Consider the following 12,801-nt stretch of genomic DNA (forward strand, 5'->3'; position numbering starts at 1 on the left):
CCACTGCCTTTTCCCCGGCTCTTTCGGGGCTCTCTGTTAATTCTCAATTAACCGCCGGTGTGGGGGCCCGGCCGACCCGCCGACCACCACGACCGTCAACTCCTCCCCCGGGTCACCGGGGGCCGTTCCGTCAGACCGCCGGGAAGATCTCCGCGTCCGGCTTCAGCAGCTGGCCGGCGGCCGGCGCGGTGCCGTCCACCAGGTAGCGGGTGACCAGCTTGTTCAGCGCCTGGCTGCGACCCACGGCGCAGTGCTCGATCGAGTCGACGCTGACCAGCACCGCGTTGCTCAGCTCCTGCTGCATCCGCTGGGCGAACTTGTACTGGGTGGCCGGGTCGTAGAGGTTGCCGATCACCATCACGGTGTTGGAGGTCTTCTTGTTCCACGGGCCGGAGAAGCGCTCGGCGTCCCGGGCCGGGGCCGGCCAGCTCGCGCACGCCGGCGCGTCGAAGGCCTGGTAGCGACCGAAGGTCGGCATGTCCTTCTCCCAGGCCTTGGCCGCGTTCGCGAACACCCGGTCGTTGGAGGGGTACGGCTTGTCCTGGCAGTTGACGGCCAGGTAGGAGTCGTCCGCGGTGTACTCGGAGTCGACCGGGGCCTCCCGCAGGGCCGCCCGCGGGACGTCCACCGAGAGCAGGTTGGCGTCCTCGTCCGAGACGTTCGCCTGCGGGGCCAGCAGGGCGTTCCCGGCCGGCTTCTGGAAGACCTGGTAGGTCGCCTGGAGCGACTTGGCCAGCGGGGCCAGCTTGGCCTGCGAGTACAGGGCGCTGGCCACCTCCCCGGTGAAGGTGCTCAGGGTCACCTTGGAGCCGTTCGGCAGCGTGATCGGGCTGGTCCGCAGGTGGTCGCGGAGCTGGTCGAACTTGGCCCGGGTGTCGCCGTCGCCGAAGGCGCAGCGCGGGGCGCCGGCGGCCTGGCAGCGCTTGAGGAACTCGTCCAGGGCGATCTCGAAGCCGTTCGCCCGCTGGCGGTCGTACTCCAGGCCGTTGTGCAGGCGCAGGTCCGGGTCGACGTTGCCGTCGACGATGATCGCGCGCACCTTGTTCGGGTACATGTTGGCGTACGTCGAACCGATCAGGGTGCCGTAGGAGAACCCGGCGAAGGTGAGCTGGGAGTCACCGACGGCGCGGCGCATCCGGTCCAGGTCGCGCACCACGTTGATGGTCGACATGTGCTCGATCAGCGGGCCGGCGTTCTTGCTGCAGGCGTCGGTGTAGTCCTGGTCCGCGTCGAGCGTCTCGTTGATCTCGGCCTTGGTGACCGGCACGCCGACCATGCGGTTGGTGACCGCGTCGGCGTCCTCCTGGGTCTTGAAGCACTTGAGCGGGTTGCTCCGGGCCACACCGCGCGGGTCGAAGCCGACCAGGTCGAACTTCGACTGCACCTCGGCACCGAAGCGGGCGGTCGTCGCCCACAGGTAACCACTGCCGCCCGGGCCGCCGGGGTTGAGGAACAGCGAGCCGATCCGCTTCGACGGGTCGCTCGCCCGCCGCCGCATCATGGCGATGCCGACCTTCTCACCCTTCGGCTTGTCGTAGTCCAGCGGCACGGGGTAAACGGCGCAGTCGTAGATGCCGGGGTCCGGCTTGGTCGGGTCGGGGTTGCACGGCGTCCAGGCGACAGGGTCGACCTTCGCCTCGGCCAGACCCGGGGCCTGGTCGATGGGCGCCGCCGACGCGGCGACGGCGGTGCCGGTGACAAGTGCGAGAGCGCAGGTGACCGCTCCGGCCAGCGTGGATATGCGGGACAAGGAACCTCCTCCGTACTGAAAGGGCGGCCCCAGCCTGTCAGCCGGAGATCTCCGTGGGAAGACCTTAGAGCGGCGTAAATCATCCACCCGACACAGAACTCCTCGCGAAATATTCTGTGAATGAACCAACTTGACGGTTGATTGACCTGATGCCATGTCACTCGAAGTCGTCGGTCGGCCCGGGTTCGGCGGAGCCGAACAGAGGCTCGGACGCCCCGGGCGACCACCTCCCTCGGAGCGCCGCTATTGTGCGACCGGCCGCGACGGGCCCTCCGGGATCCACGCCCTGCGGAACCCTCCGCACTCCACGTCCCCGTTGAGCCTGCGGACCATGACGACGACAAGCTGCACGACACCCTCCCCAGAGACTTCTTGCAGCGCAAGAAGCTGAGGTCGGGTGTGGTTCTCTTGCAGTGCAAGACTCGTCAAGGCCCGGACCGCACAGCCCCGGTGGAGCCCATTGGGGTGAAGGAGGAACCGATGCCGACCCGGCGCACCCGCCCACGGACGGGGCTGACCCGCGAGAAGGTCATCGACGCCGCACTCGCCTACGTGGACGAACACGGCCTCGCCGCGCTCTCCAACCGCAAGCTCGGTGCGGCGCTCGGTGTCGAGGGGATGACGCTCTACTACTACGTCCCCAGCAGGACGGCCCTGCTCGACGGCATGGTGGAGCGCCTGCTGGAGCTGTCGGCGGGAAGCCTGTTCGGCGAGCCCGACGGCCCGTGGACGGAGGTGGTCCGGGACTTCGCCGTCGAGCTGCGCCGACTGCTGCTCGACCATCCGGCCATACTCACCGTGCTGGCCACCCGGCCGGTCGCCACGCCGGTCGCCCTCGCCCTGCTGGAGCGCGGCATCGCCGTGCTCCACAAGGACGGCGTCCCACTCGGAGACGCGCTCGACGTGCTCAACTCCGTCGTCCGGTGGACCATCGGGCACACGCTGGGCGAGGCCGGCGAGACGCCCCACCACGAGTGCGCCGAGCTCCGGCCCGAACAGTTCGCCGCCCTGGACCTGGAGGTCTACCCCCACCTCGCGCAGGCCTTCGCCACCGGAGAGGGTCTCGACTCCGAGCAGTGCTTCCACCGCACGCTGCGCATCCTGCTCGCCGGCTACGCCTCCGAGCTGAGGCACCCGCACAGGCCCGATTCCTGATCGGGCGACGGTCCGCCGGACACGCCCCCGGCAGCCCCGCCCTGTCCGCCTTGTCCGCCCGGCCGACACGGGCCGGGCGGACAGGGCGAGTCGCACGAGCTGGGCCGGCGAGGCTCAGCTCGCGACCGCTCCCCGCAGGGCGGCCGCCACCAGCCCCTGGATCGCGTCCGCCCCGGGCTCGCCGCCGCCCACCAGGTGCTCGAAGACCAGGCCGTCGATGCAGGCCAGCAGCACGGCCGTCCGCCCGTCGGGGTCGGCCACGCCCTGAGCGGCGAGGAAGTCACGGACGGCGGCGCGCCCGGCGTTCTCCCGCGGGACGAGGATCTCGCGCAGCTCGGGATCGCGGACGCTCTCCACCGCGCAGGCGTACCTGGCGAGCGAGCGCCGCCGCCCGCCCCCGGACAGGCGGCGCCGCGCCAACTCCGCGATCCCGTCGGACAGCTCCGCCGCCGAACGGACCGGCACCTGCTCCCCCATGGCGTGCAGCTCGCCCTGATCCAGCTCCACCAGCCGTCGCACCAGCGCGGTGAGCAGGGCCTGCCGGGTCCGCAGGTAGGCCGAGGTGGTCCCGAGCGGCAGCCCGGCCGCCGCGTCGACCGCCCGGTGGGTCAGTCCGCGCACGCCGAGGTCCGCCAGCACGCCGATCGCGGCGTCCGCCAGTACCGTGCGCCGGTCCGGCCGCCCCGCATCGTCCCGCTTCTGGTCCTCGTTTCGCCGCATCCCTCCTTTCTACCGGGGCCGGGGCGCCCGCCGCGCACCGCCTCGGTCCGGGCCGGCCGTCAACCACCGACCTCCGGCCACCCACCGCCGACCGCTGGCCCTCGCCACCCCCACGGCCAACCAGCCAACCAGCCAAGCGGCCGGGCGGCCGGGCGGCCGGGCGGCCAACGCGCCACCCCGGCCCACCACCCCGGCCCGCCTCCGTCCACCGAGAGCCCCGTAGTACGCTCCTTCTACAGCTGTAGAAGACAGCGCGACGACACGGGAAGGACCGGGCATGAGCAGCAACAGCGCGGTGGTGGTCGGGGGCGGCATCGGCGGGCTGGCGTCCGCCATCGGGCTCCGGCTGGCGGGGTGGGGCGTGACCGTGGTCGAGCGGTCGGACGTCCTGGAGGATGCGGGCGCCGGCATCTCGCTGGCCGCCAACGGGATGCGCGCGCTCGCGGCCCTGGGGGTCGGCGAGGCCGTCGAGGCGGCCGCCCGCCGCCAGTACACCGGCGGCACCCGGACCCCGGACGGCCGCCGGCTCGCCGCGATGGACGGCGCGGCGCTGGAGCGCGAGCTGGGCGCCCCGATCGTCGGGATCCGCCGCGCGGCCCTGCACCGCGTCCTGCGCGAGGCGCTGCCCGCCGCCTCCCTGGTCGTCGGCTCCGAGGTGACGGAGGTGGACACCACCCGGCCGTTCCGGGTCCGGGCCGGCTTCGGCGGCACGACCCTGGAGGCCGACCTCCTGGTGGCGGCCGACGGCGTCAACAGCCGTCTCCGGCGCCGCCTCTTCCCCGACCACCCCGGCGCCGCCTACAGCGGTTCGACGGTGCTGCGGGCGATCACCGAGCGTCCGGTCGACGGCCTGAAGGCCGACTTCGAGCTGACCTGGGGCCACGGCGCCGAGTTCGGCCACATCGCCTTCCCGGACGGCACCGCCGAGTGGCACGCGGTCCTGAACGCCCCGGCCGGGGTCCGCTACCGGGACCCGCTGGCCGAGGTCCGCCGCCGCTTCGCACGCTGGCACGAGCCGATCCCCTCGCTGCTGACCGCGACCCGGCCGGAGGCGGTACTGCACCACGACGTCAACGAGCTGGCCACGCCGCTGCCGTCCTACGTATCGGGCCGGATCGCGCTGCTCGGCGACGCGGCGCACGCCATGACGCCCCACCTCGGCCAGGGCGCCTGCCAGGCGCTGGAGGACGCGGTGACCCTGGCGGCGGCACTCACCGGGACCCGGACGGTCGAGGGCGCGCTCGCGCGTTACGACGCGGCCCGCCGCCCGCGCAGCCAGACCGTGGCCCGCGATGCCCGCCGGGCCGGCCGGATGGGCCAGCAGCTCGCCCACCCGCTGGCGGTCGGCCTGCGCAACGCCGCGATCCGGCTCACCCCGCCCGGCGCGATGGTCCGGACCGCCCTGCGGCACGCCGACTGGACGCCGCCCAGGATCGCTCCCCGTGCCGCCTAAAGGTTGTCCCGTAACCGGGGCCTGACGTCTCGCGGCATACTGGCGCTCGTTGATGACCTTGGTCAGCTGTGGGGGCGTTCGTGCTTGAGCTGCAGTGTGAGGCGGTCCGCTGGGTGGACGATGAGCCGTGGCCCGGGGTGGTCGAGGTTCAGTTCACGGATGCGGCGGGACGGCGCTGGTCGCTGTTCGACAAGGCCCCGATCTTCGCGGCGATGGGCGAGCTCGGCCCGGATACTCCGTATCCGGTGGAGGTCACCGTCGCCTGCGCGATCACCCAGGGCCATGGTCTGGCGGGGGATGACGAGTTTGTCACCGTCTCCACCTCAGTGCACGGCGTCACGACGCCGAACGGACTTGAGGAGTTCACGGTGCGGCGGGACCAGCTCATCCGCTGAGCGCACGGTTGTGGAGCCGTGCGATGCCCGGCATCGCGTGGTGCACGCCGGCTCCGCGCAGGCGGCAGTCGCGAAGAACCTTCCAGTTCTTCAACCGGGAGAAGACGTGCTCGACCCGGGCCCGGGCCCTGCGGTGGACGGCGTTGTCGGCTTCCCGCTCGGGCGTGAGGTGCTCCTGTCCGCGACGGCGCCGGTGCGGAATCAGGGCGCCGGTCCCCTGGTAGCCGCCGCCCGCCAGGACCGGCGCGTGCCGGCAGGCACGGTCGACGCCCGACTCGGCGAAGGCCCGGCAGTCGTTGCGGTTGCCCGGCAGGGGCAGGCCGACGGCGACGACCAATCGGCTGTTGGCGTCGATCACCACCTGCTGGTTGGTCGAGTACCGGTAGTTCTTGCCGGAGGCCGCGATCGTTCGGTCGCGGGTGGGCACCAGGGCGCCGTCCACGATCAGTACGGTGTCCCGCCGCGGCCGGCGGGCGGGCGGGATCGCCAGCAGTGGTGCGAGGTGGTCCAGCACCCGGTCCGCAGCGGACTTCGAGATCCCGAACAATGGGGCGACCTGCCGCAAGGTCAGGTTGGTCCGCCAGTAAGCGGCGACCACAGCACCCGGTCCTCCAGGCGTAGCCGCCACGGCCGGCCGCGCTGGACGTCACCGCCACGACGGCGTACCAACGCGACCAGCTTGCGGAACTGCGACTCGCTCAACCCCGAGAACGGCTCGATCCACATCGGATCGCTCGCCGAGATCACCCCACCCATGCCGTGACCAACGCGGGAGCAGGCCAGCAGTTACGGGACAGCCTTTAGCCATCAGTCCGTGGTTCGACTTGACCGGGAATCAGGTTAGGCGCCATATTACTTCTTGTGACCCAGCACCCCGAGGGTGGCCCCACGGCCCCCAGCCTCGATCAGGCCCGCCGCCAGATCGCCCGCTACGGCCTCGCGGCCGACCCGCAGGCGGTCCTGGTCGCGGCCCGGCTTATGGCGGCGGGCGCCAGGATCGGCCAGGCCGGCGAGGTGCACTTCGGCCGCTTCGGCCTCTCCACCGGCCGCTACCGACTGCTGGCGGACCTGGAGGACCACGGCGGCGAGAAGTCGCCCTCCCAGCTCGCGGCGAGTCTCGGCGTCTCCCGGGCGACCGTGACCGGCCTGGTCGACGGCCTGGAGCGGGAGGGCCTGGTCGCCCGCCGGCCGTCCGCCGAGGACGGCCGCGGCAACGTGGTGATCCTCACCGCGCGGGGCGCCGACAAGCTGCGGGAGCTGGCCCCCGCGCACTTCACCCGGATGCAGGCACTGGTCGGGGGCCTCTCCGTCGAGGAGCGCGCCACCTTCCTGGACCTGCTGGCCCGGGTGGTCGCGGGCATGGACGCACTCACCGAGGACTGATCCACCCCCCGGCGGGCCGCCGAATGGCGGTCCGCCTCCCTTCAGCCCCAATAGTTAGGCACCTAAGCACAAATACTTAGGCACCTAACCAAAAGCGAGAGGAAGAACCGACCCCATGAGCAAGAAGGCCCCGGGCGCTCCCCCGCCCTTCGTCCTGTGGCGCGAGGTCCTGGTCGCCTACGTCATGCCCGCCGCCATGGCCGGGACCGGCGGAGCCGTCACCGGCCAGCCGCAGCTGGTGGCCGCCGCACTCACCACCATCGGCGGCACCTCCGCCCTGGTGGCCGCCGCACTCGGCGCCGTGCTGCGCCGCCGCCCCGTCCGCACCCGGCCCGCCCGGACCCCTCGCCCGCTCGCGGCCGCCGCCCTCGGCCTGGTCGCCGCCGCCCTCGGCCTGGCGGTCGGCCTCGCCGCCGCCCGCTGGCTGCCGCACGTCCCGGCCCTCGCCGACAGCCCCTGGCCGCGCCGGCTGCCGATCGACCTGCCGGTCTCCTCGGCGATCGCCGCCACCATCACCACCTGGCACTGGCGCGGCAGCCGCCCGGCCCGCACGGCGCAGCACCGACTCCCCGCCGCACCCCAAGCCGGAACCGCGTCCCAGCCCGGAAACGCGCCCCGCCCCGGAAACGCGCCCCGCCCCGAAAACGCACTCCACCCCGGAATCGCACCCCATCCCGAAAGGCAGACGTCATGATCGTCATCATGGGCGCCGGTGGCGCCACCGGCGGCGCCACCCTGCGCAGCCTCGCCGCCCTCGGCGCACCGAGCCGCGCCCTCAGCCGCGACCCCGCCCGGTTGGCCGCCGGCCTCGACGAGCACACGCTCGCCCGGACCGCCACCCTCCCGGCCGACGCCGCCGACCCGGCCTCCCTTCGTACGGCGTTCCGCGGTGCGCACCAGCTCTTCCTCACCATGGCCAACGGCCCGCAGCAGGTCCGGTACGAGCTGAACGCGATCGAGGCCGCGGTGGACTGCGGCGTGGAGCACATCGTCAAGGTCTCCGCACCCGCCGCCGAGCCGGACTCCCCCGTCGCCGTCTCGCGCGGCCACCACCTGATCGAGGAGCGGCTGCGCTCCTGCGGCATCACCACCACCGTCCTGCGGCCGTACGCGTTCATGCAGAAGCTGCTGCTCCTGGCGCCCGGCATCGCCGCCGCCGGGGTGGTGCACGGCGCGATGGGCCAGGCGCGGTGCAACTACGTGGACGCCCGGGACATCGGGGACGCCGCGGCCGAGGTGCTCACCCGTCCCGAGCTGGCCGGCGGCACCTACCCGCTCACCGGCGGGCGGGCCTACAGCTATCCGGAGCTCACCGCACTGCTGGGCGAGCTGCTCGGCCGGCCGGTCCGCTACCTCGACCTGAGCCCGTCCGACCTGCACGCCCACCTGGTCGGCCGGGCCGGGATGCCGCCCTGGCTCGCCACCCACGTGGTGGAGATCCAGCAGCTCGCGGTGGTCCGCAAGGAGACCCCGGACGGCTCCTTCCTTGGCCTCACCGGACGCGCCCCGCGTACCCTGGAGGCCTTCCTCGGCGAGAACCTGCACCGGTTCCGCTGACCACCGGGCAGGGCGGCGGGCCGGGCCCGGACCGGAGAAATCGGCCCGGGAAACCCGGCCCGCCGCCTCCCGCCACCCGAAGGGAGCAGGAATCGCTGTGGCATGGGTCACGGTCGGAAAATCGAGCTGACGATCCGTCAATTCTGCTGACGCCCCATCACTTCCGCATCAAGAGGCGTCAGTTATTGACTGACCTTCTGTCAGATTCGGCCATTTGGGCGCCAGTTGGGCCGAGTGTCCGCTCCTGTCCGCTCGCCGCCCCGGGACTACCATCGGTCAGGTTGTCCGCTCCGGCCCCGGAGTGGGGTCACCCGATCAGGCGGTGCTCCCACCGCCCCAGGGGCCGGGCATCGGTCGGAACGGGGCGAGGACGAGGAGCGCACGGCTGCCATGACAGCTGAACCGAGCCACCCTGAGCAGTACGCCACGCCACCGCAGCAGCCCACCCAGGCCGCACCGCCCGCGCCACCGCAGCCGGACCCGGAACCAGAGCCGCAGCCGGAACCAGAGCCGCAGCCACGGCCGCAGCAGGCCCACGCCCTGTTCCCCGGCCGCCCGGCCGCCGCCCCGCGCACCCTGGTCGACGTGCTGGACGCCACCGTGCGCGCCCACCCCGACGAGCCCGCCCTGGACGACGGGCACACCGTGCTCAGCTACCGCGCGCTGGCCACCGAGGTCGAGCAGCTGCGCCGCCGGCTGGCCGCCGTCGGGATCGGCCCGGGCGACCGGGTGGGCGTGCGCGTGCCCTCCGGCACCAACGACCTCTACGTCTCGATCCTCGCGGTGCTCGCCGCCGGCGCCGCCTACGTCCCGGTGGACGCCGAGGACCCGGACGAGCGCGCCGAGCTGGTCTTCGGCGAGGCCGCCGTCGCCGCCGTGCTCGGCGCCGACCGCGGCCTGGCGACCACCGCCGAGCGCGCTCCCGCCCTGGAACGCCGCCCCACCCCGGCCGACGACGCCTGGATCATCTTCACCTCCGGGTCGACCGGCAAGCCCAAGGGCGTGGCCGTCACCCACCACAACGCCGCCGCCTTCGTGGACGCCGAGGCCGCGCTCTTCCTCCAGGAGGAGCCGATCGGCCCCGGTGACCGGGTGATGGCCGGCCTCTCGGTCGCCTTCGACGCCTCCTGCGAGGAGATGTGGCTGGCCTGGCGGCACGGCGCCTGCCTGGTGCCGGTCCCCCGCTCCCAGGTGCGCAGCGGCGCCGACCTCGGCCCCTGGCTGGCCGAGCAGGAGATCACCGTGGTCTCCACCGTCCCGACCCTGGCCGCGCTGTGGCCGGCCGAGGCGCTCAACGAGGTGCGCCTGCTGATCTTCGGCGGCGAGGCCTGCCCGCCCGAGCTGGTGCAGCGCCTGGTCACCGAGGGCCGCGAGGTGTGGAACACCTACGGCCCCACCGAGGCCACCGTGGTCGCCTGCGCCGCCCTGCTGACCGGCGAGGGCCCGGTGCGGATCGGCCTGCCGCTGGACGGCTGGGACCTCGCCGTGGTGGACGAGGCCGGTGTGCCGGTCGCCCCCGGCGGCACCGGACAGCTGGTGATCGGCGGCGTGGGCCTGGCCCGCTACCTCGACCCGGAGAAGGACGCCGAGAAGTACGCACCGCTGCCCTCGCTGGGCTGGGAGCGCGCCTACCGCAGCGGTGACCTGGTCCAGGCCGACCCGGCCGGTCTGCTCTTCCTCGGCCGCACCGACGAGCAGATCAAGCTGGGCGGCCGCCGGATCGAGCTCGGCGAGGTCGACGCGGCCCTGCAGGCCCTGCCCGGTGTGGCGGGCGCGGCGGCCGCCGTGCGGACCGCGCGCGGCGGCAACCAGCTGCTGGTCGGCTACCTGGTGGTCCAGGACGGCTTCGACCGCGAGCAGGCCGTCGAACGGCTGCGCGCCGAGCTGCCGGCCGCCCTCGTGCCGCTGCTGGCGACCGTCGAGACCCTGCCCACCCGGACCTCCGGCAAGGTCGACCGCAACGCCCTGCCGTGGCCGCTGCCGGAGCTGGAGAGCGCCGGCCCGAGCGAGGAGCTGTACGGCACCGAGGCCTGGCTGGCCGAGCAGTGGTCGGAGATCCTCGGCGTCCGGGTCGGCGGCCCGCGCGACGACTTCTTCGCGATCGGCGGCGGCAGCCTGGCCGCCGCCCGGCTGACCACCCTGCTGCGCACCCGCTACCCGAGCGCGGCCGTGCTGGACATCTACCAGCACCCGACGCTGCGCAAGCTCGCCCGGCACCTGGAGCGCACCGCCGGCGAGAGCACCGAGGCCCGCACCGTCGCCCTGGTGCCGACCAGGGCCAAGCTGCTCCAGCTGTTCCTGCTGGTCCCGCTGTTCACCGTGGTCGGCCTGCGCTGGACGGTCGCCCTGCTGGCCGCCGGGAACCTCCTCACCCACCTCGGCGACTTCCCGTGGGCCCCCACCGCCTCGTGGTGGTGGGTCGGCGCGGGCGCGCTCGCGCTGTACACCCCGCCGGGCCGGCTGGCCCTCGCGGCGGGCGGCGCCCGACTGCTGCTGCGCGGCGTGCGCCCGGGCAGCCACCCGCGCGGCGGCTCGGTCCACCTGCGGCTGTGGACCGCCGAGCGGCTCACCGAGCTGAGCGGCGCGGACTCGCTGTCCGGCGCCTGGCTGGTGCGCTACGCCCGGGTGCTGGGCGCCAAGGTGGCGCCCGAGGTGGACCTGCACTCGCTGCCGCCGGTCACCGGGATGCTGAAGCTGGGGCGCGGCTGCGCGGTCGAGGCCGAGGTGGACCTGTGCGGCTACTGGCTGGACGGCGACCGGCTGCTGATCGGCCAGGTCAAGATCGGTTCCGGTGCCGTGGTCGGCACCCGCTCGACCCTGCTGCCCGGCGCCCGGGTCGGCAAGCGCGCCCAGGTGGCGGCCGGCTCCAGCGTCACCGGCCAGGTGCCGACCGGCCAGCGCTGGGGCGGCGCGCCCGCCGTCAAGCTGGGCCGCGCCGAGCGCACCTGGCCCAAGGACCGCCCGGTCCGCCGGGCCCGCTGGGCCTCGCTGTACGGCGCCAGCGGTGCCGTGCTCGGCCTGCTCCCGGTGCTGCCCTCGCTCGCCGCGCTGGCCGTGCTCTCCCGCTTCGTCGACCAGGGCGCGGCCCTCGGCCCGGCGCTCGGCGGCGCGCTGCTCGGGCTGCTGCCCGCCACACTGGCGTTCGGCGCGGTGTACGCGGCGCAGCTGGTGGTGCTGGTCCGGCTGCTGAGCATCGGCCTGGTGCCCGGGACGCACCCGCTGCACGGCCGGGTGGGCTGGCAGGCGTGGACCGTCACCCAGCTGATGGACCGGGCCCGCGAGGTGCTGTTCCCGCTCTACGCCGGACTGGTCACGCCGCTGTGGCTGCGCGCCCTCGGGATGCGGGTCGGCCGGGGCGCGGAGGTGTCCACGGTGCTGGCACTGCCCAGCCTGACCACGGTCGGCGACGGCGCGTTCCTGGCCGACGACACCCTGATGGCCCCGTACGAGCTGGGCGGCGGCTGGGTGCGGCTCGGCGAGGCGAAGGTCGGCGAGCGGGCGTTCCTCGGCAACTCGGGGATGACCGCGCCGGGCCGCTCGGTGCCCAAGCGCGGCCTGGTGGGCGTGCTGTCGGCGACGCCGGCGAAGGCGAAGAAGGGCGGGTCGTACCTGGGCATGCCGCCGATGCGGCTGCCGCGCTCGGCGGACCAGGCCGACCAGAGCCTGACCTACGAGCCGCCGGCCCGGCTGCTGTGGGCCCGCGGGCTGGTCGAGGTGGGCCGGCTGGTGCCGGTGCTGGCCTCGGCGGCGCTGGGTCTGCTGACCGTGGCGGCGCTGTCCTGGCTGGCGGCCGGCTCGCCGCTGACCGCCGCGCTGCTGTCCGGCCTGGTCCTGCTGGCGGCCGGCGCGGTGGCCTGCGCGGTCGCGGTGGCGGCCAAGTGGCTGCTGGTCGGGCGGTTCCGCGCGGTGGAGCACCCGCTGTGGAGCGGTTTCGTGTGGCGCAACGAGCTGGCGGACACCTTCGTGGAGATGCTGGCGGTGCCGTGGCTGGTCGGCGCGGTGCCCGGCACCCCGGTGCTGAACCTGTGGCTGCGCTCGCTCGGCGCGCACGTCGGGCACGGCGTCTGGTGCGAGAGCTACTGGCTGCCGGAGGCGGACCTGGTCACCCTCGGCGACGGGGTCACCATCAACCGCGGCTGCGTGGTGCAGACGCACCTCTTCCACGACCGGATCATGCGGATGGATACTGTGGTCCTCCGCGAGGGCGCCACCCTGGGCCCGGGCGGCATCGTGCTGCCCGGCAGCACGGTGGGCGCGCGCAGCACGCTGGGCCCGGCCTCGCTGGTGATGCGCGCCGAGTCCGTCCCCGCCGACACGCGGTGGCTGGGCAACCCGATCGAGGCGTGGCAGACCACGTCGTGACCACCTCCCCGTCCCCCCGTCCCGGC

9 protein-coding genes and 1 pseudogene are annotated in these 12,801 nt (G+C 73.9%); 7 read left to right on the forward strand and 3 right to left on the reverse strand.

The features are described from left to right. Positions 1 to 130: 130 nt before the first annotated feature. Positions 131 to 1,750, reverse strand: a complete 1,620-nt coding sequence (locus ACFVHV_RS16210) for an alpha/beta hydrolase (RefSeq protein ID WP_359903759.1) — start codon at positions 1,748 to 1,750, stop codon at positions 131 to 133. A 480-nt stretch (positions 1,751 to 2,230) separates the two neighbouring features. Between ACFVHV_RS16210 and ACFVHV_RS16215 the strand changes: the two genes are divergently transcribed. After that, positions 2,231 to 2,905: a TetR/AcrR family transcriptional regulator C-terminal domain-containing protein gene (locus ACFVHV_RS16215; protein ID WP_380351698.1), complete on the forward strand. Its 675-nt coding sequence runs from the start codon at positions 2,231 to 2,233 to the stop codon at positions 2,903 to 2,905. Positions 2,906 to 3,019: 114 nt separating this feature from the next. Here ACFVHV_RS16215 and ACFVHV_RS16220 read toward each other — a convergent pair whose 3' ends face one another. Further along, entirely contained in the window at positions 3,020 to 3,625 is a 606-nt protein-coding gene (locus ACFVHV_RS16220; RefSeq protein ID WP_359903754.1) for a TetR family transcriptional regulator C-terminal domain-containing protein, read from the reverse strand. A gap of 277 nt (positions 3,626 to 3,902) precedes the next feature. On the opposite strand from ACFVHV_RS16220, the gene ACFVHV_RS16225 reads away from it, so the two are divergent. Together ACFVHV_RS16225 and ACFVHV_RS16230 are read left to right on the forward strand one after the other, a co-directional pair. Further along, positions 3,903 to 5,078: an FAD-dependent monooxygenase gene (locus tag ACFVHV_RS16225; RefSeq protein WP_380351700.1), complete on the forward strand. Its 1,176-nt coding sequence runs from the start codon at positions 3,903 to 3,905 to the stop codon at positions 5,076 to 5,078. A gap of 80 nt (positions 5,079 to 5,158) precedes the next feature. Next, the gene (locus ACFVHV_RS16230) at positions 5,159 to 5,473 is read left to right on the forward strand and encodes a hypothetical protein (RefSeq protein WP_359903748.1); all 315 of its coding nucleotides are present in this window, start codon (positions 5,159 to 5,161) and stop codon (positions 5,471 to 5,473) included. Here the strand turns inward: ACFVHV_RS16230 and ACFVHV_RS16235 are convergent. Continuing rightward, positions 5,463 to 6,229 (reverse strand): annotated as a pseudogene (locus ACFVHV_RS16235) (transposase). The gene ACFVHV_RS16230 and the pseudogene ACFVHV_RS16235 overlap by 11 nt on opposite strands. Positions 6,230 to 6,334: 105 nt before the next feature. On the opposite strand from ACFVHV_RS16235, the gene ACFVHV_RS16240 reads away from it, so the two are divergent. The 4 genes from ACFVHV_RS16240 to ACFVHV_RS16255 all read left to right on the forward strand — a co-directional run bounded on the left by ACFVHV_RS16240 (position 6,335) and on the right by ACFVHV_RS16255 (position 12,775). Then, complete coding sequence (locus tag ACFVHV_RS16240; protein WP_359903745.1) at positions 6,335 to 6,856, forward strand: MarR family transcriptional regulator; 522 nt, start codon at positions 6,335 to 6,337, stop codon at positions 6,854 to 6,856. Positions 6,857 to 6,971: 115 nt separating this feature from the next. Further along, on the forward strand, positions 6,972 to 7,550 hold the full coding sequence (locus ACFVHV_RS16245) for a hypothetical protein (RefSeq protein ID WP_380351702.1): 579 nt from the start codon (positions 6,972 to 6,974) through the stop codon (positions 7,548 to 7,550). Then, positions 7,547 to 8,413 (forward strand): NmrA family NAD(P)-binding protein, encoded by an 867-nt coding sequence (locus ACFVHV_RS16250; RefSeq protein WP_380351704.1) that lies wholly within the window; start codon positions 7,547 to 7,549, stop codon positions 8,411 to 8,413. Before ACFVHV_RS16245 ends, ACFVHV_RS16250 begins: the two co-directional genes overlap by 4 nt. Before the next feature lie 390 nt (positions 8,414 to 8,803). Then, on the forward strand, positions 8,804 to 12,775 hold the full coding sequence (locus ACFVHV_RS16255; RefSeq protein WP_380351705.1) for a Pls/PosA family non-ribosomal peptide synthetase: 3,972 nt from the start codon (positions 8,804 to 8,806) through the stop codon (positions 12,773 to 12,775). The last annotated feature ends 26 nt before the right edge of the window (positions 12,776 to 12,801 follow it).

This window comes from Kitasatospora sp. NPDC127116 (assembly GCF_042677365.1).
GTDB lineage: Bacteria > Actinomycetota > Actinomycetes > Streptomycetales > Streptomycetaceae > Kitasatospora > Kitasatospora lactacystinica.

Bases quoted from the DNA above. Each gene is read 5' to 3' on its own strand.
- ACFVHV_RS16215 (WP_380351698.1), top strand. From the start codon at position 2,231: ATGCCGACCCGGCGCACCCGCCCACGGACGGGGCTGACCCGCGAGAAG.
- ACFVHV_RS16220 (WP_359903754.1), bottom strand. From the start codon at position 3,625: ATGCGGCGAAACGAGGACCAGAAGCGGGACGATGCGGGGCGGCCGGAC.
- ACFVHV_RS16225 (WP_380351700.1), top strand. From the start codon at position 3,903: ATGAGCAGCAACAGCGCGGTGGTGGTCGGGGGCGGCATCGGCGGGCTG.
- ACFVHV_RS16245 (WP_380351702.1), top strand. From the start codon at position 6,972: ATGAGCAAGAAGGCCCCGGGCGCTCCCCCGCCCTTCGTCCTGTGGCGC.
- ACFVHV_RS16250 (WP_380351704.1), top strand. From the start codon at position 7,547: ATGATCGTCATCATGGGCGCCGGTGGCGCCACCGGCGGCGCCACCCTG.
- ACFVHV_RS16255 (WP_380351705.1), top strand. From the start codon at position 8,804: ATGACAGCTGAACCGAGCCACCCTGAGCAGTACGCCACGCCACCGCAG.